General features: G+C 30.1%; 24 protein-coding genes. 3 read left to right on the top strand and 21 right to left on the bottom strand.

The features are described from left to right. Positions 1 to 8: 8 nt before the first annotated feature. The 18 genes from hisC to CLLT_RS06885 form a co-directional block, all read right to left on the bottom strand. On the bottom strand, positions 9 to 1,100 hold the full coding sequence (gene hisC, locus CLLT_RS06800; RefSeq protein WP_012662057.1) for a histidinol-phosphate transaminase: 1,092 nt from the start codon (positions 1,098 to 1,100) through the stop codon (positions 9 to 11). Then, positions 1,090 to 2,163 carry a prephenate dehydratase gene (gene pheA / locus CLLT_RS06805; protein ID WP_012662058.1) on the bottom strand — a complete coding sequence of 358 codons (1,074 nt, stop codon included), beginning with the start codon at positions 2,161 to 2,163 and terminating at the stop codon, positions 1,090 to 1,092. The genes hisC and pheA overlap by 11 nt, the downstream gene beginning before the upstream one ends. Then, positions 2,160 to 2,921 (bottom strand): HAD-IIA family hydrolase, encoded by a 762-nt coding sequence (locus CLLT_RS06810; RefSeq protein WP_074692409.1) that lies wholly within the window; start codon positions 2,919 to 2,921, stop codon positions 2,160 to 2,162. Before CLLT_RS06810 ends, pheA begins: the two co-directional genes overlap by 4 nt. 1 nt (position 2,922) lies before the next feature. Further along, positions 2,923 to 4,128, bottom strand: a complete 1,206-nt coding sequence (gene lysA / locus CLLT_RS06815; protein ID WP_074692407.1) for a diaminopimelate decarboxylase — start codon at positions 4,126 to 4,128, stop codon at positions 2,923 to 2,925. A gap of 13 nt (positions 4,129 to 4,141) precedes the next feature. Then, positions 4,142 to 5,203, bottom strand: a complete 1,062-nt coding sequence (locus CLLT_RS06820) for an LptF/LptG family permease (RefSeq protein ID WP_074692406.1) — start codon at positions 5,201 to 5,203, stop codon at positions 4,142 to 4,144. Between the two features lies 1 nt (position 5,204). Continuing rightward, positions 5,205 to 5,744, bottom strand: a complete 540-nt coding sequence (gene pth / locus CLLT_RS06825; RefSeq protein ID WP_070255265.1) for an aminoacyl-tRNA hydrolase — start codon at positions 5,742 to 5,744, stop codon at positions 5,205 to 5,207. Between the two features lies 1 nt (position 5,745). Beyond that, the gene (locus CLLT_RS06830) at positions 5,746 to 6,282 is read right to left on the bottom strand and encodes a 50S ribosomal protein L25/general stress protein Ctc (RefSeq protein ID WP_012662063.1); all 537 of its coding nucleotides are present in this window, start codon (positions 6,280 to 6,282) and stop codon (positions 5,746 to 5,748) included. A gap of 46 nt (positions 6,283 to 6,328) precedes the next feature. Further along, positions 6,329 to 7,300, bottom strand: a complete 972-nt coding sequence (locus CLLT_RS06835; RefSeq protein ID WP_074692404.1) for a transaldolase — start codon at positions 7,298 to 7,300, stop codon at positions 6,329 to 6,331. After that, the gene (gene serB / locus CLLT_RS06840; protein WP_012662065.1) at positions 7,297 to 7,923 is read right to left on the bottom strand and encodes a phosphoserine phosphatase SerB; all 627 of its coding nucleotides are present in this window, start codon (positions 7,921 to 7,923) and stop codon (positions 7,297 to 7,299) included. The genes CLLT_RS06835 and serB overlap by 4 nt, the downstream gene beginning before the upstream one ends. Then, positions 7,923 to 8,441, bottom strand: a complete 519-nt coding sequence (locus CLLT_RS06845; protein WP_012662066.1) for a chemotaxis protein CheW — start codon at positions 8,439 to 8,441, stop codon at positions 7,923 to 7,925. Before CLLT_RS06845 ends, serB begins: the two co-directional genes overlap by 1 nt. 4 nt (positions 8,442 to 8,445) lie before the next feature. Beyond that, positions 8,446 to 10,758 carry a hybrid sensor histidine kinase/response regulator gene (locus tag CLLT_RS06850; RefSeq protein ID WP_074692402.1) on the bottom strand — a complete coding sequence of 771 codons (2,313 nt, stop codon included), beginning with the start codon at positions 10,756 to 10,758 and terminating at the stop codon, positions 8,446 to 8,448. A 2-nt stretch (positions 10,759 to 10,760) separates the two neighbouring features. Next, the gene (locus tag CLLT_RS06855; RefSeq protein WP_012662068.1) at positions 10,761 to 11,714 is read right to left on the bottom strand and encodes a chemotaxis protein; all 954 of its coding nucleotides are present in this window, start codon (positions 11,712 to 11,714) and stop codon (positions 10,761 to 10,763) included. Beyond that, on the bottom strand, positions 11,714 to 12,442 hold the full coding sequence (locus tag CLLT_RS06860) for a UDP-2,3-diacylglucosamine diphosphatase (protein WP_012662069.1): 729 nt from the start codon (positions 12,440 to 12,442) through the stop codon (positions 11,714 to 11,716). The genes CLLT_RS06855 and CLLT_RS06860 overlap by 1 nt, the downstream gene beginning before the upstream one ends. A 3-nt stretch (positions 12,443 to 12,445) precedes the next feature. Then, positions 12,446 to 12,931, bottom strand: a complete 486-nt coding sequence (gene greA / locus CLLT_RS06865) for a transcription elongation factor GreA (protein WP_012662070.1) — start codon at positions 12,929 to 12,931, stop codon at positions 12,446 to 12,448. Positions 12,932 to 12,940: 9 nt separating this feature from the next. Further along, a complete protein-coding gene (lpxB, locus tag CLLT_RS06870; RefSeq protein ID WP_074692400.1) occupies positions 12,941 to 14,035 on the bottom strand; it encodes a lipid-A-disaccharide synthase in 1,095 nt (364 codons plus the stop codon). Between the two features lie 78 nt (positions 14,036 to 14,113). Then, entirely contained in the window at positions 14,114 to 14,686 is a 573-nt protein-coding gene (locus tag CLLT_RS06875) for an RICIN domain-containing protein (protein ID WP_012662072.1), read from the bottom strand. Positions 14,687 to 14,695: 9 nt separating this feature from the next. Beyond that, positions 14,696 to 15,499, bottom strand: coding sequence for a cytolethal distending toxin subunit B family protein (locus tag CLLT_RS06880; protein WP_070255450.1), 804 nt, complete (start codon positions 15,497 to 15,499; stop codon positions 14,696 to 14,698). Further along, on the bottom strand, positions 15,499 to 16,311 hold the full coding sequence (locus CLLT_RS06885) for an RICIN domain-containing protein (protein ID WP_074692399.1): 813 nt from the start codon (positions 16,309 to 16,311) through the stop codon (positions 15,499 to 15,501). Before CLLT_RS06885 ends, CLLT_RS06880 begins: the two co-directional genes overlap by 1 nt. Positions 16,312 to 16,456: 145 nt before the next feature. Here CLLT_RS06885 and pepT point away from each other — a divergent pair, with 145 nt between their 5' ends. Beyond that, the gene (gene pepT / locus CLLT_RS06890) at positions 16,457 to 17,689 is read left to right on the top strand and encodes a peptidase T (RefSeq protein WP_012662075.1); all 1,233 of its coding nucleotides are present in this window, start codon (positions 16,457 to 16,459) and stop codon (positions 17,687 to 17,689) included. Between the two features lie 16 nt (positions 17,690 to 17,705). On the opposite strand, the gene dcuC is transcribed toward pepT, so the two are convergent. From dcuC to CLLT_RS06905, 3 genes are all read right to left on the bottom strand, one after another. Then, entirely contained in the window at positions 17,706 to 18,998 is a 1,293-nt protein-coding gene (gene dcuC, locus CLLT_RS06895) for a C4-dicarboxylate transporter DcuC (protein WP_074692397.1), read from the bottom strand. Positions 18,999 to 19,007: 9 nt separating this feature from the next. After that, positions 19,008 to 19,712: a dipeptidase PepE gene (gene pepE / locus CLLT_RS06900; RefSeq protein WP_074692395.1), complete on the bottom strand. Its 705-nt coding sequence runs from the start codon at positions 19,710 to 19,712 to the stop codon at positions 19,008 to 19,010. 72 nt (positions 19,713 to 19,784) lie between these two features. Next, entirely contained in the window at positions 19,785 to 20,534 is a 750-nt protein-coding gene (locus CLLT_RS06905; RefSeq protein WP_070255283.1) for an extracellular solute-binding protein, read from the bottom strand. A 99-nt stretch (positions 20,535 to 20,633) separates the two neighbouring features. On the opposite strand from CLLT_RS06905, the gene surE reads away from it, so the two are divergent. Both surE and CLLT_RS06915 read left to right on the top strand, forming a co-directional pair. Continuing rightward, on the top strand, positions 20,634 to 21,407 hold the full coding sequence (gene surE, locus CLLT_RS06910; protein WP_070255286.1) for a 5'/3'-nucleotidase SurE: 774 nt from the start codon (positions 20,634 to 20,636) through the stop codon (positions 21,405 to 21,407). Beyond that, the gene (locus CLLT_RS06915; RefSeq protein WP_070255289.1) at positions 21,400 to 22,053 is read left to right on the top strand and encodes a ThiF family adenylyltransferase; all 654 of its coding nucleotides are present in this window, start codon (positions 21,400 to 21,402) and stop codon (positions 22,051 to 22,053) included. The genes surE and CLLT_RS06915 overlap by 8 nt, the downstream gene beginning before the upstream one ends. Positions 22,054 to 22,083: the final 30 nt, after the last annotated feature.

Raw genomic sequence — 22,083 nt, forward strand, 5'->3', positions numbered from 1 at the left:
CCTACAAACTAAAAATTTTTAGAAAACTCTTCAAAAAACCTTGAATTTTCATACTCTGTACCTATACTTATACGCACAGCATTTAAACCATAACTTTGTAAATTTCTTATTATTATACCGTTTTTAAGCAGTTTTTCAGATAAATCTGTGCTATTTTTTTCATCAAAAAAATAGGTAATAAAATTTGTATAGCTTGGAATATATCGAATTTTATAATTTTTAGCAAAATCTTCATAAAGTTTCATTTGTGAAAAATTATTTTCCAAAGTTTTTTGCACAAACTCATCATCATCTAACGCAGCAACAGCAGCTTTTAAACTCAAATTAGTCACATTAAAAGGTGCTCTTAATTTATAAAATGCATTGATAATTTCCTTGCAAGCTATACCATAACCCACTCTCATACCACCCAAACCATAAAGCTTAGAAAAGGTTCCTAGATATACTGCATTTTGAAATTTATGGATTAATTCCTTAGGATTAATATGTTTTTTGCTATCTTTAAATGAAGCAAATTCATTATAAGCTCCATCAATGGCCACCAAACAATCCTCATCAATTTTTTCTAAAAACTCAAAAACTGCACTTGCGTCCAAACACTCACCTAAAGGATTATTAGGTAAACATAAAAAGATTACTTTGATTTCATTTTTATGCTTTTGATATAACTCATACAACTCATTTAAATCATGGGTTAAGCTTGGGGTTTTATAAACCTTAACTCCTAGTTGTTTTGCATAAATTTCATACATAGCAAAGCTAACCCCACATTGTAAATAAGCCTTAGAATGATCAAGTTTTGCATGTACTATATATTCTATAATTTGATCACTCCCACTACCTATGATGAGATTTTCTTTTAAAATATCATATTTTTGTGCTAAAGCTTGTTTTAATTCACTCATAGTATCATCAGGATATAAATGAGCTAAATGTGCATTATTTATGATGGCTTCTTTAGCCTTTTTACTTGTGCCATAAGGATTTTCATTACTTGCTAGTTTAATAACTTCTTTTAAACCATATTCTTTAGCAACCAAATCCATATCCTTGCCACTTTCATAAGTTTTAATAGCCTCTAAAAAAGGATTAAATTTCATTGCTTTCTCCTGATAAATATGATCCAAGCCATTTTATATGCTCAGCTTTTTTTAATACTCTTTGGACATTTTCATCATCAATATGTCCTTCAAAATCTATATAAAAACTATGCACAAATTCTCTTGTTTTTATAGGGCGTGATTCAAGTTTTGTTAAATTTATCCCCTCTTTTTTAAACTCATATAATAAATCACTAAGCCCACCTGGTTTGTGCGCAGCAAGTGCCAAGATGGAAGTTTTACAATGAGGCATTTGAGGTATTTTTATATCACTTAAAATCAAAAACCTAGTACGATTTGCCAAATTATCCTCAATCGTTTCAAACAATATAGGCACATTATAAAGTTTTGCTGCAATCTTAGAGCAAATTGCAGCTGAAGTAACATCTTGTGAAGCTAAGTAAGCTGCATGAGCTGTGGATTTACTTGCTACAAATTCTATTTCACTTAAATCATGACTTTCTAAAAAATTTCTACATTGGTTATAACCTTGCGGATGAGAATAAATGCGTTTAATATCTTTTAAATTCTCACTCATACTTACAAAAGAATGATGAATATCCATATAAATTTCAGCAAAAATCTTTACATCTTCGTATTTTCCAAGACAATCAAGCGTCACACCCACTGCACCTGCTGTATTATTTTCTATAGGGACTACTCCATATTTTGCTTCTTTATGAGCTAGTTCTTTAAAAACATCTTCTATATTTGCAAGTGGAGTATAACGACTCATAGCGCCAAAACGCGTTCTTGCTACTTGATGAGTATAGCTTCCCTCAGGACCTAAATAAGCTATGCTTTGAGGCATTTCTAAATTTCTTGATACAGCAAAAATTTCTTGATAAATTGCTTCGATTGCATTTTGATCTAATAAACCATGATTATAATTTTTAAGTCTATTTATAATAGCCCTTTCACGCTCAGGTCTATAAATACTCCCACCTAAATTTTGCTTAATAACTCCTATATCTTTAACATGAAGCATTCTTTCATTAAGCAAAGCCAAAATTTTATCATCGATAGTATCGATTTTGTTGCGTAATTTTTCTATCTCTTTCATTTAAACCTCGATATGTAGTAATTCTTAATACTATCATACACAAAATTAAGTTTAGTTGTATCAAGGCCTTGAGTGTTAGAAATTTTACCACTTAAAACCAAAGCTGTTTGCATACCAAGCTCATAAGCACCAAGTAAATCACCTTTATAATCATCACTTATTATTAAAACCTTTTCAAAACATGCATTACAATCTTGTAGTTTTAATAAATTTAAAGCACTTTCATAAAAAGCTTTGCTAGGTTTTCCTATGACTTTATAATCAAACCCACATGCATTTTTAAGCATAGCCATGATACTTCCAACACCTGGATAAAGCTTTGAGTTTTTTTTATAAATACTACCCTCATGCATTGCTATAGCTTGCACACCATTTTTAACATATTCTATCATTTTAGCAAAATCTTGAAATTTAAAATCATCATAACTTGCTATTAAAAATGCTTTTGGATTATCAAAATCAAGTTCATAACCTAGCTCTTGAAGACTTTGTAAAAATTCTTTTGCACCAAAAGCTGCTATTTTACAAGGCTTTAAATGATCTTTTAAAACACAAAAAGGATCAATATAAACCTTTTCATTAATCTCAAAACCCAAATTTTGTAAATAATTTAAAAAATCTAATTTTTTAGTATTATTAGTGATGATTACATAAGGAATTTTTTCTTTATTTAAAGATTTAATGAGTTTTAAAGCTCCATCTATAGGACTTTTATCATAATCTGAAATCAAAGTCCCTTGCACATCCAAAAAAAGCATTTTAATCCTTTAAAAAATCAAGCTCTAAAGCAATTTGATCTTCATAACTTTCTCTTTTTCTAATCATTCTTACTTCATTATTTTCACAGGCTAATTCACACACTTTATTGCGAGAATTATAATTGCTACTCATGCTAAAGCCATATGCACCTGCGCTTTTAATTATAATCAAATCCCCTGCTTTTGTCTTAGCTAATTTTCTATCTTTTGCTAAAAAATCACCACTTTCACAAATTCCACCAACAATATCACAAAGGCTTTCTTCTTTGTTTTCACTTAAAAGTGTGATTTCATGATAAGCATTATATAAACTTGGACGCAATAAATCATTCATTGCCCCATCAACAATCACAAAACGCTTTTTATCATTGAATTTTTCATACAAAACTTTAGTTACAAACTCTCCTGCATTTGCCACCAAAAATCTACCTGGTTCCATACCTATACATACATCAAGTCCTTGCAAGCTTGCTAAAATTCCTTGAGCATAATCATACAAATTTGGCTCTTGCTCATCTTTATAACAAACTCCTAAACCCCCACCTATATCAAAGAACTTAATATTAATTTTCAAAGCTAAAAGCTCTTTTACTAATTTTGCAACAATTACAGAAGCTTCATGAATACTACTTATATCAAGAATTTGTGAGCCTATGTGAAAATGCACGCTAACTGGATCTAAAAATTGTGAATTTTTAGCATAAATATACATTTTTTTAGCACTTTCTATATCTACACCAAATTTATTTTCATGAAGCCCTGTAGATATGTAAGGATGGGTTTTTGCATCTACATTTGGATTTACTCTTATGCTTATACGAGCTATCTTTTGACTTTCTTTAGCAATTTGTTCCAAAAGAAGCATTTCTTCATAACTTTCTAAATTTACATAAAGTATATTTTGCTCTAGAGCATATTTTAACTCATCAGCACTTTTACCTACCCCACTAAAAATAATTTTATAATTTTTAGCACCTGCTTTTAAAGCTCTATAAATCTCACCCGCACTAACACAATCAAATCCACTATCTAAAGAAACTAAAAGTTTTAAAACACTTAAATTTGAATTTGCTTTAACTGCATAAAAAATTTGTGATTTTCTTGCTTTAAAAGCTTCTTTTAGTAGTAAAAAACGCTCTTTGATTTTATCAAAATCATAAACATAAAAAGGAGTGTTATATTGCTTTGCTAATTTTAAATAATCCATAAAAAACCTCTTTTTATTTGTTTTTATAATAAAACCAACTTCCCATGCAAATCAAAATAAAAATTGGTAACATTATGCCAAATTCAGGAAGTAAAATTTCATTTTCACTTAATCTTGTTAACAAAAATAATAAACCCCAAGCACTAAGAACTGATATGAAAAATACAAAGGCTAAAAAGGCTAAATTAAAAAATCTTGCTGTGATTGGAAAATAATAATAAATTATAAGCATTAAAAAAGGCGCAAAAAATGGAATAAAAACTAATGAATATAAACTTGTTCTAAGAGTATTTGTTGATATATCTTGCTTTGCAAATATCAAAATACTCTCTAAAGCATCACTTATAGAATAAGAAGGATCACTTTCTACTAAAGAAATTCTCTCTAAAATTTTTGGTGAGAAATTTTCCAAACCTTTTATACTTTTAAAATCTTCTATTTTTAAACCCTCTTGAGAGACTATTAGCTTATCTGGGACTTTTATGGTTTTGACATCAATAAGCTCCCATGATTGTCCGTTAAATTGCGCTTTTTTTGCTTGTGTGAGTTGTTTGATATCTAAATTTTTTACATCAAAAATTTTTACATTATACAAAGAATTTGTACTAGTTTTTTCTATATACACAAATTTATTATCATATTTTATTAAAACATTTCCACCTTCTCTTGAGACAAGACCTGTTTTTATTATATTGCTTTTGTATTCATTTGCATAAGCAAAAGGGGTAAAATTTAAACCAATATATACAAAACAAAAAAACAAAGCCCATAAAAAAGGATAAAAAATCACTTGATTTTTACTTAAACCCAAAGCATATAAGCTAACAAATTCATTTGAACGTATCATATTAAAAACACATAAAATCAAGGCAAAAACTATAGCTAGTGGCAATATATAAGAAACTGCTGAGCATGTTAAAAAAAGTATATAAAGTAATTCTAAATTTGCACTTTTTGGAATTTTATTAAAATTTACCAAAAAATCAATTGCAACAAAAAAAAATGTTAAAGAAAAAAATAAAATAAAAAATGATTTTAAATACAATGATGAAATATAACGAAAAAATACATTCATTTTAATTTCTTATAGAATATTTTGAAGCAACTTGCTCTATGTTTGATTTTAAAAGTTCAAATAAAGCTTTTTTTGCTTGCTCTAAAACCTTATTTAAACTTTCTTGCTCTTCTTGTTTAAATTTGCCCAAAACATGAGAAATCACATCTTGATCTTTTCCTACTCCTATACGCACTCTCTCATAAGCATTACCACAAAGATTATCTATGCTTTTAAGTCCATTATGCCCACCACTTGATCCGCCTATTTTAAATTTCAAAGCACCCAAATTTAAATCTATATCATCATGGATTACAATAATTCTATCGCATTTATAAAAATCACTTACAGCTTTTACGCTTTCTCCAGATAAATTCATATAAGTGGAAGGTTTTAAAAAAAAAGCAAGAGAACTTTTAAAAAGTTCTCCTTTAAATTTAGTATTTGAAAGTTTAGCAACTTCTAAATCTTTTAAAAGCAAGTCAATTAGCATAAACCCTACATTATGACGAGTTTGAGCGTATTGTTCTCCTATATTACCAAGTCCTACGACTAAGGTCATTTTATCTTGCTTTTTCTACACCAACTACAGCTACTCTATCAGCATCAACCATAGTTACACCTTCAGGCACAACCACATCACGAACCAATAAAGCATCACCAACATCAAGTTTTGTTACATCAAGTTCAAAATAATTTGGTAAATTTTCAGCTGCACATTTTACTTTTAATCTTCTTTTAGATTGTATTAAAACACCTTTGTTTTTAAGACCCATAGCAGTTCCTACTATCTTAACAGGAACCATGTATTTAGAAATAACACCTTTTTGAGCCACTTTTAAATCAACATGTTTTAACTCAGCTGTTACAGGATCTTTTTGATAATCAACCACTACAACATTTAATACTTTACCTCCAACTTTTACATCAAAAGCTAAAGTGGTTTTTTTACGAACTTCTTTGATAAATTCATTTATTTTAAAAGCAGCATTGATGTTTTCTAATCCTTTTCCATAGATGTTTGCGATTAGATAACCATCTCTTTTTAAAGCCTTAGCAGCTTTTCTACCGATACTCTCTCTAACGATACCTTCTAACATCTTTTTCCTTTCTAAAAAAATAAACACAAATTATAGCTAAATAAGTTTATAAAGATTTTAAAATATCCTCATAAGCTATGCAAAATTGCTCTAAACCATCATCTAATAAAAACTTACAAGCATTTTTTAACTCATCATTTGAAATATTTGCTTGTAATTTTTTTTCTATACACTCATCTTTTAAAGGTTCTTTAAATACTAAATTTTTTCCTTTAAAAGCATTTATGGCATCAAGGGGTGCTGTGTTAATGGCTTTATCATATAATAATTCTTTTATATAATAATCTTTTTCTAAATCATCACCCTTAACACCCGTACTTGCAAATAAAGCTCTGATATTATCTTCATTTTGAGAAATGATATATTTGTATGATTTAGTCGCTGTAAGAATTCCTATAAAATTTTTATCCACCACTTTTCCATTTAACAATCTATCAAAACGGCTCACAAAAATGCTAATTACAGCTTGTGGTTCTTTTTTGTTTGCGATATTGTTTTTTCTAAATTCTTTTAATCCCAAATTTAAAGCTTCAAAACATTTTTTAGTTTGTTCAAAATCAAAAATCAAAGTAGCATTTACACTAATTCCACTTTTCATAAGCTCATACATTACCTCATATGAAGCATTTGTAGCTGGAATTTTCATCATTACATTTTCTTTTGAAATTTGTGTGTATAATCTTTTTGCTTCAGCCAAAGATAAACTAGTATTATCTTTTAATCTTGGATCAATTTCTATGCTGATAAAACCATCATTATTTTCATAAAAATTTAAAGATAATTTATCTGCAGCTTTTTGTATATCCTCAATAGCTAAATACTCATATAAAGATTTTTTATCTTTGATATTAATTTTTTTGATTTTTTCTTTATAAATGCTTGAGTTTAAAATAGCATTTTTGAAAATTGCAGGATTTGAAGTAGCTCCATTTATAGTTTTTGCATAAAGTAAATCCAAAAATTCATGATCTAAAAATTCATTTTCTATAAAATCACACCATAGAGAAAATTTTTTCATTGTATTACCTTTATTATCTCTTTTAAATCTTTTTTATCTATGCAAATATCTGCATGAGATCTTAAAATTTCTTTGGCACAAAAAGCTATTTTTAATCCACATTCTTTAAACATAGAAATATCATTAGCTCCATCACCCACACACATGATTTCTTCTGTTTTTAAATTTAAAAATTTCTTAAGTCTTTGTAATATAATACCTTTTGAATTGTTAAACATAATTTCTCCGCCAACCTTTCCCGTTAAAACACCATTTTTACTATGTAAAAAGTTAGCAAAACCAAAATCAAAATGAAGTTTATTTTGTATTAAATCAATTCCTTCATGAAATCCACCGCTAAAAATAATAATTTTTATGTTTTTATTTTTTAAATACTCGCACAATTCTTTAGCGCCATTCATCAAAGGTAAATTTTCACAGCATTTCTTTACCTGATCAACAGGCATACCCTTAAGCAAGGATACTCTAGCACTTAGACTTTCAAAAAAATCAAGCTTACCATTCATTGCTTTATCAGTGATGCTTTTAACAGCATCACCGACATTATACTCTTGTGCTAAAATATCAATGGTTTCACCATCCATTAGCGTAGAATCAAAATCAAAAGCACAAAGTTTTATCATTAAAACTCGCGCTTTAATAAAGCATCAGCTTTTAGTATAGTAAGAATATTTTCTTCTCTTTTACCTATACCAAAAATCATACCTTTTTCTTTTAGTAAAGTTTCAGGTGGCGGATCAATTCTGCTTCTGTGAATTTTAATAGCTTCTGTAAGTCTATCTATCACAAAACCTGCATTACCTGCAGGAGTTTGATTTCCATTTGCAACACCTTTTAAAACTATATATCTAGTTTGAGGTGTCATTTTAGAACTGCCTTGATTAAATCTTTTTGCAAGATCAATTAAAGGCATAACATTACCCCTCATATTAAACACACCTAAAACATAATCAGGTACACTTGGAACTCTAGTGTATTCTATAGGCTTAATTATTTCTTGTATGTTTAAAATTGGAATAGCATATTCCTCATCTCCTACAACAAAACCTACAAGCTGAATAATATCCTCTTCTTTATCAATATCAGGTTCAGAAATTTGTGCTTGTTGTTTTTGTAAAACCTGGTTTAATTTATCACTCATCTTCTCATCCTAGTTTTAAATTTTTTCTAACTACATTTTCTAAGTACTCTGGAGAGTAAGGCTTAGTGATGTATTCAGTCATTCCTACTTCCACACCTCTTAAGCGGTCTGATTTACTAGTTCTTGAAGTTACTGCAACAAGCGGAAGGTTTTTATATTTAGAATACTTTCTAATCTCACCTGCTAAAGTATAACCATCCATTCTTGGCATTTCAATATCAATCAACACTGCATCAATATCATGCTCGCCTGATTTAATGGTATTTAAAGCTTCAACACCATTGGTTGCTTCTATAATGCTCACTCCCAGCGGTTCTAATGATTTTTGCATGATATTTCTATCCATCTTAGAATCATCCACTATAAGCACAGTGTAATCACTTGGTTTTTCTTTTACAACCTTTTTAGATTGTGCTTCAATCTGAGCTTTAATATCTACTTTAATCTCTTTAGCTATATCCATCATAGCAGCCACATCGATAATCAATGTAACCCTACCATCACCACGGATAGTTGCACCAGCAATTCCTTGAATATTTTGCAAATATTCACCCATTGATTTAATAACAATTTCTTCTTGCCCTATTAAAGTATCTACTATGATACCAAGTTTGCTTTCTGCTACACCTATAACAACTACATAAGTTTGATCACTATTTTCAAGTACTTGTTTAACTCCAAATACATCAGAAAGTCTTACTAAAGATAAAACTTCATCTCTTAAACGAAGCACATTTTTACCTTCAATAGTGTAAATATCATCAATTGGCACCCTAACTGTTTCAAGAACACTTGCAAGTGGTATAGCATAGAATTCTTCTTGAGTTCCAACTAGTAATGATTGGATAATAGCTAGTGTTAATGGAATTTTGAGCTTCATTACAGTGCCTTTTCCAAGCTCACTATCAATTTCTATCACACCATTTAATTTTTCAATATTAGTTTTAACAACATCCATTCCAACGCCACGTCCTGAAACGTTAGTAATTTTTGCAGCAGTTGAAAAACCTGGTTTGAAAATAAGAGCAAATGCTTCTTTATCTGTCATTTGATCAGCTTCACGCTCTGTAATCAAATTCTTTTCTATAGCTTTTGATTTTAATGCATCTGCATCAAGCCCTTTACCATCATCTGCAATTTCAACAACAATGTGATTTCCTTCATTGTATGCTTTAAGATTTACAGTTCCTTTTTCTGGCTTACCATTTGCTAAACGAGTAGCAGGATCTTCTATACCATGATCACATGAATTTCTAATCATATGCATGATAGGATCGCCGATTTCTTCTACGATTGATTTATCAAGTTCTGTTTCTTCACCTGAAATTTCAAGTTCCATTTGCTTACCAAGCTCACGACCCAAATCACGAACAACTCTTGGGAATTTGTTGAAAACTTTTGCAATTGGTTGCATTCTTGTTTTCATAACTGCTAATTGAATATCTGTTGTCACTATGCTAAGTTGAGATACAACTTGATTTAATTCTTCTAAGAATTTTTCTCCATCATATCTTTCTTCAACATCATCGTAAATTTTTAACAAGCGGTTTTTACCAAGAACAAGCTCACCAATTAAGTTCATTAAATGATCAAGTCTTTTTACTTCAACCCTAATGGTTTGATCCATATTTGCACCACTGCTTCCTCCACTTGCTGCTGGAACTTTTTTCTCAGCTGGAGCATTTTGTGTTTGTGCAGCTGGTTTGCTTGGAGTTGGATTGGCTTGTTGTGTTTTTTTCTTTTCAGCGCGTCTTGCTTGATCTTCGGCTTTTCTTACTTTTAAAAGTCTTTCGATTTCTGCTTCAACTTCATCATCACTTAATTTATTAACATCAACTTCAGGTTGCTCTTCAGCTTTTGGTTCTTCTTTTACCTCTTCTTTAGGTGCTTCTACCTTAGTTTCTGTTTTAACACCATCTAAACTTTCACCTTCTGAAATCGCAGTTAATCTTGCACAAATTGGAGCTATATCAAGTCCTATTGCTGTATCATTTCCATTATCTCTAATAGAATTTAATAAAGTTTTCATCATATCAATAGACTCTAAAACCACATCCATTACTTCAGGGGTGATTTTTAACTCATTGTGTCTTGCTTTATTTAAAACATCTTCCATATGATGAGTAAGTTTAGTTAAAACATCAAAATTTAAAAAGCTTGATGATCCTTTAACTGTGTGCGCAACACGGAAAATTCTATTTAATAATTCTAAATCTTCAGGATTTGCTTCTAGTTCAACTAAGTCATGGTCGATTTGCTCAACTAGTTCAAAGGCTTCAACTAAAAAATCCTCAAGTATTTCTTGAATATCTTCCATTTTTACTCCTCACCTTTTTCATGTTTTTTAATAACACGAGAAATTTCAGCAAAGAAATCACTTGCGTTAAATTTAACCAAATATCCCTCTCCACCTGCCTCTTTAACGCCTTTATCACTCATAAATTCATTCGATAAAGAAGAGTTAAATACTATAGGAATATTTTTAAATCTCTCATCTTCTCTTACTTTGGCTGCAAAGTGGAAACCATCCATTTGAGGCATTTCAACATCACTTACGATAATTTTAAGATGCTTGCTTAAATCTTCACCATAAGTACCATACAATTCTTGTAATTTTTGTAAGCCTTCAACCCCATCTTTTGCTTCTACAACTTTTAAGCCAATTTTATTAAGTAAATCTTTAACAAGTTTTCTTGCAGTAGAACTATCATCAAGTGCTAAAGCCATACCATCGATTTTTTGAATCTTATCATCTTCTATATCTGTTTGTGGAGTATAAATTCCAAGTTCTTGAACTATACTTTCTAAATCTAATATAAGTAAAACCTCATCACCTTCAATTCTAGTTACACCGGTAATTTTACTTTTATCTAAACTACCCGCACTAGCTGCAAAAGTAGCTGGTTCAATATTTTTCCAATTAATTCTACGAATTCTTTTAGCCTCATGAACGATAAAGCCTATTAACACATTACTAAATTCAGTAATGATAACTCTAGGTTTTATATTTGTCATTTCTGGTTCTTGAATTTGCATCCATTTAGCCAAATTAATCACAGGAATTACCACGCCACGAAGATCAAAAATACCTTCAACATACTCAGGCACCCCTGGAATTTCAGTCAAAAAAGGAATTTTTATGATTTCTCTAACTTTAGAAACATTTACACCATAAATTCCCTCATAGACTTTATCTTGGCCTTGCTTAAAGATGCGAAAATCAACAAGTTCCATTTCATTTGAACCTGTTTTCACGACATTCTCATCAAACATTATGCCCCCTTAAGTTCTATTTTGTGAAATCTGATTTCTGGCTCATATTTTACTATAAAAAAACTTTTCTTGTATGCAAAAGTAGCTAAATTTATATATTTTGTATTTTCAAATTCAAAAAAAACATCTTGATGATAATGCCCTTCTATAATAAACCTACTTTCATAGTTTTTAATGCGATTTTTAACGATCATATCAAAATTATGAATTTTTCTAACAAGCTGTTTTTTGTTTTGATTTTGTAAAATTTTATTAGTGATTTTTTGCCCACTAATTTCATTGATGAAATTTAAAAAACAAAGCAAGTAATGATTTCTCAAACTTTTCAAGCAAAATTGTAAAAATGGTTTTAAAAAAATATCTCCATGGGCTAATTTTACTAAGGTTTTATCTTGAAATTCACAAAGTAAAGGTTGTTGTTTTATACTAAAAACTTTCACTTTTTTAAAAAATTTAGCTAAATTAAAATCATGATTTCCTTCTAAATATATTATTTCTATTTTTTTAGCTAATTCTTCTAAAAGTTCTATATAAGGCATTGCAAATTTATGTGTGGCTTTTATCTCATAAATTAAAAGATCAAAAATATCGCCCATTAAAAAAAGTTGCGTGGTTTGAATTTCATCATTTTTTAAAGCTTGTAAAAATTCCCAAAAACCACACCTGTTTTCATTTTCATGGGCATCTGCTATAAAAATAGCATTTTCTTTTATAATAATTTCTTGCAAAAATTAAAATTCCAAAGCTTTATATTCTATAGAAATGATTTCAAACTCACTCTCACCCTTTGGCAAACGCACTTTAAAATCATCTCCTTCTTTTTTTCCAAGCATAGCTCTAGCAATAGGCGAATTTATAGAAATATAACCTTTTTCTAAATTTCCCTCATTTACTCCAACTATAGTATAAGTGCTTTGTTTTTCACTTTCTAAATCCTCTACTACAACACAAGAACCAAATTTCACACTATCGTGCTCATATGAAGCTGGATCGATGATTTGCGCTCTTGATATTAAATCTCCAAGTTCAGCTATTTTACCTTCTATAAAAGCTTGTTTTTCTCTAGCTGCGTGATATTCTGCATTTTCTTTTAAATCTCCATGGCTTCTTGCTATATCAATTTCTTCTACAACCTTTGGGCGCTCAACTTTTTTTAAATGTTCTAATTCTTTTTCTAATTTTTCATAGCCATATTTGCTCATAGGTTCTTTTTGCATTTTATTCCTTTAAATTTCATATAATATTTTTGCAAGATTTTTAGCACTTGCAAATTTTAAATAAGATTTTAAAAAATCAACCTTATCAAAAAACGCCTTATAATCATATTTAATATAAGCTTGATATAAATTTTTTACATTTACTTCATTTTGTAAAAATTCAGGATTAAGCTCATTTTTACCTGCAAAATCTAAAAAAATATTTGCAAGGCCTATATGTTTTAATTTCACAAAAAGCTTTGCTATAAAAATATCTATAGCCTTAGCCTTATAAGCAAGCACAAAAGGAGTTCCAACTAAGGCTGCTTCAAGTGTAGCTGTGCCACTACAAATAAAAGCAAAATCAGCATTTTTAAGCACTTTTGGAGTATTGCTTTGAATTTCAAAACCACTAATATCACCATAAAGATCTAATTTTTTTAGATTAAACTCAGGTACACAAAGTATCTTTTTACCATTAAATTTAGCGCTTAAATCTTTAAAAATAGGCATCAAACGCTTTATCTCGCTTTTTCTTGAACCTGGTAAGAAAGCGATGATTTTTTCATCATCTTTTTTTGAAAGTATATTTTTTATATCATCTTCATTTTTAAATTCTTTTATCTCATCTAAGAGCGGATGTCCTACATAAGTGCTTTTACTAAAAAATTTATCATCAAAAGGTAAAATAGAAGCTAGCACATCAAAATAACTTTCTATGATGGGAATGCGTCCTTTTTTCCAAGCCCAAACTTGAGGTAATATATAATAAATTCTTTTTATTTTAGAATTTGCTTTTTTTAAAGCTTTTGCAAAAGGTATATTAAAAGCTGGGGAATCTATACACAAAATAGCATTTATATTTTTTTCAAAACTTAAATTTACAAGCTCTTTTATAGCTTTTTTTGCTTTAAAAATAAGTGGTAAAATTTCTATAAAACCCATAGCGCTAAATTCATGTGAGCTATAAAGTGGTTTAGAATTTAAACTAAATTCTTCGCACAAACTCTCATCATAAATTCCAACTAAATCAAATTCTTTATATTCATCTTTATAAGCTTTTAAAACTTCTTTTAAATGCAAATTTGCTGATGGCTCTAGAGCACAAACTAAAAAGGTTTTCATCAACCTACCTTATATCAATTTTAAAATACATTTTAGCAAATTTTAACTTAGAGTTTAAACCCGTAAAGCGGGTTTAGTTTAATAAAGTGGAGTTGCTTCAACGATAGCAGGAGCAAAGAAAAATAACTCTTTTAATTCTATAGGCACAGAAGGATTTACGGTACAATCATCTAAGCCAAAGCGATTTTCTATAGGTATATATGCATCATAAAAAGTACTCATACATTTTACCCCGCCTCGTGTCAAAGACCTAATTTGTACAGCACCATTTGTTGTAGGCATAACAGAAAAAACTGTTTGCATTTGCCCATCTTGTAAATCTTGCTTACAAGATTTTGTCCCAAAAGTTTTTTCATCCAAAACAGCCAAACACACATCAGCACCTCTAGGATTTATAAACTGCACATAACCAAAAGGACGTTGCACTGCATATCTATCTTTTTTCTTTAACTCATCACTAAGTATTATTTCTTTTAAAAACCAATTTTGCTCTTCCAATTTATCAGAACTATATCTAAAAGGACTTAGTGAAATTCCTGTTTCTAAAGACCTTATAGCAAACATAGGAGTGAAGTCTTCCAAATCATCAAAGAAGGTATCAGCTCTTAAAAAACTTAAAATAGTAAAAAATAAAATACAAATTTTTCTCATCATCTTCTCCTAAGGTCTTCTAAAATTCACAGGAAAATGATCCGAAGCTAAAAAAGTCCTAAGTCCTGCTACAGCTAAGATTGCAAGAATTCTAGGCGGATCATATAAAGATGTGGTACTTGAATTTCCTGTAATTGCATAATCAATTGTATTGCCACTTGTTTGCGTAAAAGACGGAGGTGAAACTACGTTAATACGCGATCTTAAATCTGGATCAAGTAGGCCTATAAGAGAACCGGGGGTTCTATTAAAATCTCCCATAATCATCCAATTAATATGTGGCATATTTCTAAAATGCATATCTACAGCACTCACGATAGCCCCTCCATCATTACCACCTCTTGATAAAGCATGGATGCTAAAAAATGCATCATTTCCTATGCGAATTCCTATAATAGGTCTTGAAGCCACAGTTGGAGGCGGCAAAACATAAACTTCATCTGCTCTCATTCTACTCACAATAGCCATATTTACGCGATTTGCCCCAACATCAACTCTTGAGTAGTATATATAAACTGAATTTGGACGACTTGATGAGCCCAAATTCCATTCATACTCATGAATAGGAATGCCAACTCCCACAGGTTGAACTTGTCTTGGTGTCATTATAGCGGTACTTGGTAAAACACCTGCTTCTTGAACAGCCAAAATATCCATAGGATTAGCACCAGTTACAAGTTGTCTTATACTAATATTCCACTTACTTTCAGTAGAAGCTGATGCACCTTGTAAATTCCAAGTACCACTATTATAATTTTCTAAAACACCAAATAATAAATTGAAACTTAAAATTAAAAATATTATTTTTTTCATCATTGCTCTCCTGTATAAGCATAAGGTGATATTGTTTGAAAAGCTGGTGCGCTAACACTCCATTGTCTATCTAAATTTTTTTCTCTTGGTTTTAAACATGAAGTTAAAAAGATACTGTAATAATTAAAATTAAATTCTTCCATCACATTTGAAACCGTTGTTTGTATACATTGTTGAGTGGCATAATTTTGAATTTGATAAGTACCATTACTCATAGGAAAAAATCTCCAAAATTGCGCATGATTACTTTGATCGCAAGGATAATGAACTATACCATTTCCATAAGCTGTTAAACAAGTTAAAGTTTTTGCATTTTTAATCATCACAGTATTATTTGGAAATTCAATCAACTGCCAGACCCTCGCATCACCAAAAGCCTTACTATTAAATAAACTATAACCCCATATCCAATTACCTGGATTTAAGGCCCAAACTGTTAATGCGGCTCCATTTGGATTCATAATAGTCACAAAATCACTTACAAATCCTATGTTTTCATATAAAGCATTTTGAGCAAGCTCGTTATTTGAAGTAAGTCTTGGAAGCGGTCCTTTGATAGAATTATCCCCTTTAAAAGTATTTGTAGTAATTATTGGTGGTACAAGTGGTATAGCAGGAAAATGCTTACCTTCTACTAAAGCTGGTATTTTTTGCTTAGCAGGTGGAGTTGGATTTTTACCTATTTTCAAAGGATCATTATCATTCATCTTACCTAAAGAGCGTCCTAAAGGATTAATTTGTTCTTTAGAAGAACATCCAATAAACAATATCATCAATGCACTTAACATCATTATAAATTTAATTTTTTGCATTTTTCCTCCTTGGTTTTTAATATAAGTATATTATCATAATTTAAAGTAAATTTTGATAGAAAATATCATTTAATTTTTACTTTTATCAAATATTTAAAAAATGAATTGATATAATTTATTAATTTTAATTCTAAAAGGAAAAATCATGGATATTATTCAAAGATTTATAAATTACACTAAAATCAACACTACAACAAGCAGAGAAAATGGAGCTAAAGGTATCATGCCATCCAGTCCAAATCAAATGGAGCTTGCAAAGCTACTTGAAAAAGAGCTACAAGAACTAGGCTTAAAAGATATAAGAAGAAGAGACAATACTATTACTACAGCTCTTTTACCAGCAAACACCCAAAATGCTCCTAAAATAGCTTTTTTTGCACATTTAGATACAAGTATGGAGCAAATAAATGATACCAAAGCTCAAATTACACATTATAAAGGTGGAGATATTTGTCTAAACAAAGATTTAAATTTATATCTAAAAGAAGATGAATTTAAAGAACTTAAAAATTATATAAATGATGATATCATCCATACAGATGGCACGAGTTTATTAGGAGCTGATGATAAAGCTGCTATTGCTGCTATAATGGATATGTTAGAGTTTTTTGTAAAAAATCCTGATATTAAACATGGAGATATTTATGCTTGTTTTTTACCAGATGAAGAACAAGGCCTAAGAGGTGCCAAAGCTTTTGATATAAAAGAAATAAATTCAGATTTTGGATATTGTTTAGATTGTTGTGAAATAGGCGAGTTTATATATGAAAATTGGAACGCAGGTGATTGCGAAGTCGAATTTATAGGCAAATCAGCTCATCCTATGAGTGCTAAAGGAAAACTGATAAATTCTTTAATACTAGCTCATAAATTTATATCTATGCTACCAAATGGAGAAGCTCCAGAATATACAGAAAATAAAGAAGGATATTTTTGGGTAAAAGATTTAAAAGGTAATAGTGCTAAAACTATATTAAAAATAGATGTTAGAGAATTTGATGATGAAAAATACACTCAAAGAATGCAATTTTTACAAAATTTATGCGATAGTTTTAAAACTCTTTATGGAGAAGAAAGAATCAATATAAAATTAAGCAATAGATATAAAAATGTATTTAATTCTTTAAAAAGCACGGATTCTTTACCTATAAAACTTGCATTACAAGCTTATGAAAATTTAAATATAAAAACTAAAATCATCCCTATGCGTGGTGGATATGATGGAGCAGTATTATCTGAAAAAGGATTACCTTGTCCAAATATTTTTACAGGAGCACATAATTTTCACTCTATTTATGAATATTTACCAGTAAATTCCTTAAAAGCTGCTAGTAAAGTTATACAAGAAATTATCATACTAGCTGCTAAAGAAGTTTAAGCTTTTAAGCTTAAACTTATAATAACACAAAAGCAATCACTACCACTGAAATCACGCATCCTAAAGCTGTTCTTTTGACAATCTCTAAAGGACTAACCCCAGCAATAGCTGAAACGATAATACAAGCTCCCAAAATAGGAGAAAGATATCTTCCAAGCACAGCAGACATTGCTACAGCTGTACCAAGTTTAACTTGATCAAACCCAAGATCTTGAGCATGGATTGTTACTGCTTTATTAAACGCCATAGCAGCAGCATCTCCGCTTCCTGTGATCATAGCCATTAAAAATGGTATAAAAGTCCCACCAAAACGCACATAATGTTGCTCATTTTTAAGCCATTCTATGATTATATCTATTACCCCACATGCTTTAAGACCAGCCACAAAAACACTCGCTGCTATAATAATACCAATGATTTCAGCATAAGATTTTCCCATACCATTGAAAAATTCTTTTGAAATTGTATCAGGCTTACTCCAAGTTACAACTATAGCTATAATAGCTCCTAAAAGCATAGCTTCAGCCACGCCTATTTTAGAAGTCCAAGACAAAAATTCATACGCATGCAAAGGACTTGCACCTATTATCAAAATCGCTAAAGGCACCAAAGGCATTAAAGCGTATAAAATATTGACTTTTTCTATACTTTCTTCTTTTACATTTTGATTTGCTACTTCAAATACTTTACCTTTTTGATAATCTTTAAAAATCAAAGCCATAATCATCAAAGAAATCATAACTATCACTCCTGCTGTTAGAGCATTTGGAGTTTGTACCAAGATTATTTCTTGTATATTTTTACCAGAAATTTCAGAGATTAAAGCTGTATGTGAAACCCCAGGACTTAAAATACCGCCTATAGTTCCACAAAGAACAGTAGCTGCTGCCATAGCAGGTTTTATACCCGAAGCCATTAAAAGTGGTATCAAAGTAGCTCCTACTGCAGCCGAACACCCAGCAGCTGAAGGTATAGCAATAGCTATGAAAAAAGTTACCATAAAAGCAAGTGGAATTAAGAAAAATCCTACATTTTTCAAAGGTGCTGTTAAAAGTTTTACCAAATGCTTATCACATTTTGTAACTTTCATCACAAAAGCAAAACCCATACTTGCACAAATTGCTTTAATCAAAGCAGGTTGAACCATAGCGTGAGTAAAAGCACTCAAAGCCTCTGTAGGTTTTAAAGAGAGCAAACACAAGATAAACCCCACCCCAATCAAAGCTGTTTTAGTTTCTACTTTTTTAATCAGCAAATACACCACAGCAATAACACCTAAAATAGCAATTAAAAGATATAAAGTTTGCATTTATTTCCTTTAAATTTTATATTCACAATTGGTTTTTAAATATTCGATCTCAAAAGGATATTGTATTTTTAAAATATCATGATGACCTACGATTTTTAAAACATCTCCTTGCACTTTTAAGGCAGAACCTTCAGGGATGGCATATACTATATCTTTAGGATTAGTGATTAAAAATTCCTCCAAACGCTCTTCTCTGCTTTCTCCATTATGCCCAGCGATTTTACCACTTATAAAATGTGGATTGATTTGATGTTTAAACACGCCTAAACTATCAAAACTTTTTGGCATAATTATAGGCATATCATTGGTAGTCATTATGCTTTTTCCTGCTATATTAGATCCTGCACTCCAACCTATATAACAAGCTCCATTTATAATACGCTCTTTTAACACTTCTAATAAATCATACTCATAAAGCTTAGATAACAACATAAAGCTATTTCCACCACCCACTAAAAAAACCTTAGCATTTAAAATAGCTTCTTTTTTATCACTAAAATGGTGTAAAGATTTAATATTATCTTTTTTTAAACCATCTTTTACCTTAGCTTCATAAGCATCATAGCTTCTTCTAACACCTGCATAAGGTATAAAAAGTATGTCCTCATCAATCGCTGTATTTTCTTTTAAAAATGTATCTATAAATTCGATAGTATGGCTTAAATACGGGCTATCTTTATAGCCAGAAGCACTAAAAAGTAGAAGTTTTGACATATAATACCTTTTATAAAATTTTATAAAAGGTATTATACAAAAATTGTTTTTTAATATAAAAATTATTTTATATTATTTGTTGTAGCCATATTTTTTAAAAATTTTATAAGCATCGTCAGTTTGTAAGAATTTTATAAAATCTTGTGTTTGTTTATCTGAATCATTTTTAGCAACCACATTGATAGTTCTATATACTACTAAATCTTTTTCTATACTTACTACATCACCAAAATCAGGATTTGCTTTAACCCAATCACTCCAAGTAATCCAAGCATCAGCTTTTTGATCTAAAAATAATTTTCTAGCACCACCGCTATTTGGAGTAAAAGCTACTATATTGTTTCTAAATTTTTTTATTGTATCGATATTTTTAGTTCTACCTATCATATCTTCCCAAACACCAGTACCAGAAGTATTACTTTTTCCAGCACCTTCAGGCACAACCACTTTTACATTTTTATTAGCAAGATCTTTTAAACCTTTGATTTTTAAAGGATTGCCTTTTTGAGTTAGTATAACAGCTTCTCTAAAATATAATGGTTGAATTTTTTTAGGATCAAAACTATCAAAATCAGTAGCTATTGCTAAAGCTGATTGATCAGAAGCGCCAAATAAAATATCAGCATCTTTTTTAGCTTTTTCAAACCAAGTAGCTTGAGGACCAAAATTTACATTTACCTTAACACCGGTTTTATCTTCATATGCTTTAGCAGCTTCTTTTAATGCAAAATGTGGACCACCAGGACCATACATATTAATATCAGCAAAAGACATGCTAGCAAAAACAGCACAAACACCAAATAAACTTAAAATTTTTTTCATTTTTCTTCCTTAAAATAAATTAAAAAAGTAATGATAAAAAATATTTGCAAATAAATAATTAAAAATATAGATATAATTTTACAAAAAATTAGGAAAAATATGAAAAGAATTCTACTAACTAATGATGATGGATACGAAAGCAAGGGTTTGATAAAACTAGCCAAAATACTCAAAAAACACTTTAAAGCTGAAATTACTATAGTTGCTCCAGCAAATGAAAAATCAGCTTGCTCACATTCTATAACCTTAACCAAACCCTTAAGATTTCAAAAAGTAAAAAAAAGATTTTACAAACTCGAAGATGGCACACCTGCAGATTGTGTGTATTTAGCCTTACATGCTTTGTATAAAAATCACCTGCCAGATCTTATCATCAGTGGTATAAACAAAGGTGCAAATGTAGGAGAAGACATCACTTATTCAGGAACTTGCGCAGGTGCTATGGAAGCAGTATTGCATGGAATTCCTGCTATTGCTTTATCGCAATTTTATCAAGATGATCAAAAAGAATTAAATTTCAAACTCGCTCTTAATATAACCAAAAAAATAGTAAAAAAAGTTTTCAAAAAAGGTTTTCCTTTAGACAAAAAAGAATTTTTAAATATCAATTTTCCATCTTCAAAAACTAATTTCAAAGGTATAAAAATTTGCAAAGCGGGTAAAAGAATTTATAGCTATGAAGCTCACTCCAATATCAACCCAAGAGGTATTGAGTATTATTGGTTAGCTGCTGCTAATCTTGATCATGAAGATGAAAAAAAATCAGACATTGCACTTTTAAAACAAGGCTATGCCACAATAACCCCTATAATGCTTGATCTAACAGCTTATAAACAAATGAAAAATCTCAAAAAATGGATGAAAAATGGATAGATACACGCGTATAAAATGGCTTGTTAATGAAGAAAATTTTATTAAATTTCAAAATACCAAAGTTTTAGTTTGCGGACTTGGTGGAGTTGGTGGAATTTGTGTTGATGCGCTTTTTAGAAGTGGATTTAGCAATTTAACTTTAATCGATGCAGATAAATTTGAAACAACCAATCAAAACCGCCAACTACATAGTGAAAATATAGGCAAAGAAAAGGCTAAGGTTTTTGAACGCATTTATAATGCTAAAGGTATAGTGAGTAAAATTAATGATGAGTTTTTAAAAAATTTTGATTTGAACGAATTTGATTTAATCATTGATGCAATTGATGATATACCTGCCAAAGTTGCTTTAGCCAACTTAGTTGATTTAAAAAAGCAAATTTTTATCTCATCAACTGGTGGAGCTAGGAAACTTGATCCAACACGCATTAAAACCACAAGCATCTTTAAAACTCATGGTGATGCCCTAGCTAAAAAATTCCGCTATGAACTTAGAAAGTCAGGCTTTAAAGGGGATTTTGATGTAGTATTTTCAGATGAAGAAGCTCATTGTAAAGATCTTGGTTCTTTTATGGGCGTGACAGCCTCTTTTGGACTCGCTCTAGCATCTTTAGCCTTAAGAAAAGTACTCAATAAAAAAAATTAAGTTCTTATGCTATATAATTAGTATTAATAT

Origin of the sequence: Campylobacter lari subsp. lari (assembly GCF_013372185.1) — a bacterium.
Taxonomy (GTDB): domain Bacteria; phylum Campylobacterota; class Campylobacteria; order Campylobacterales; family Campylobacteraceae; genus Campylobacter_D; species Campylobacter_D lari.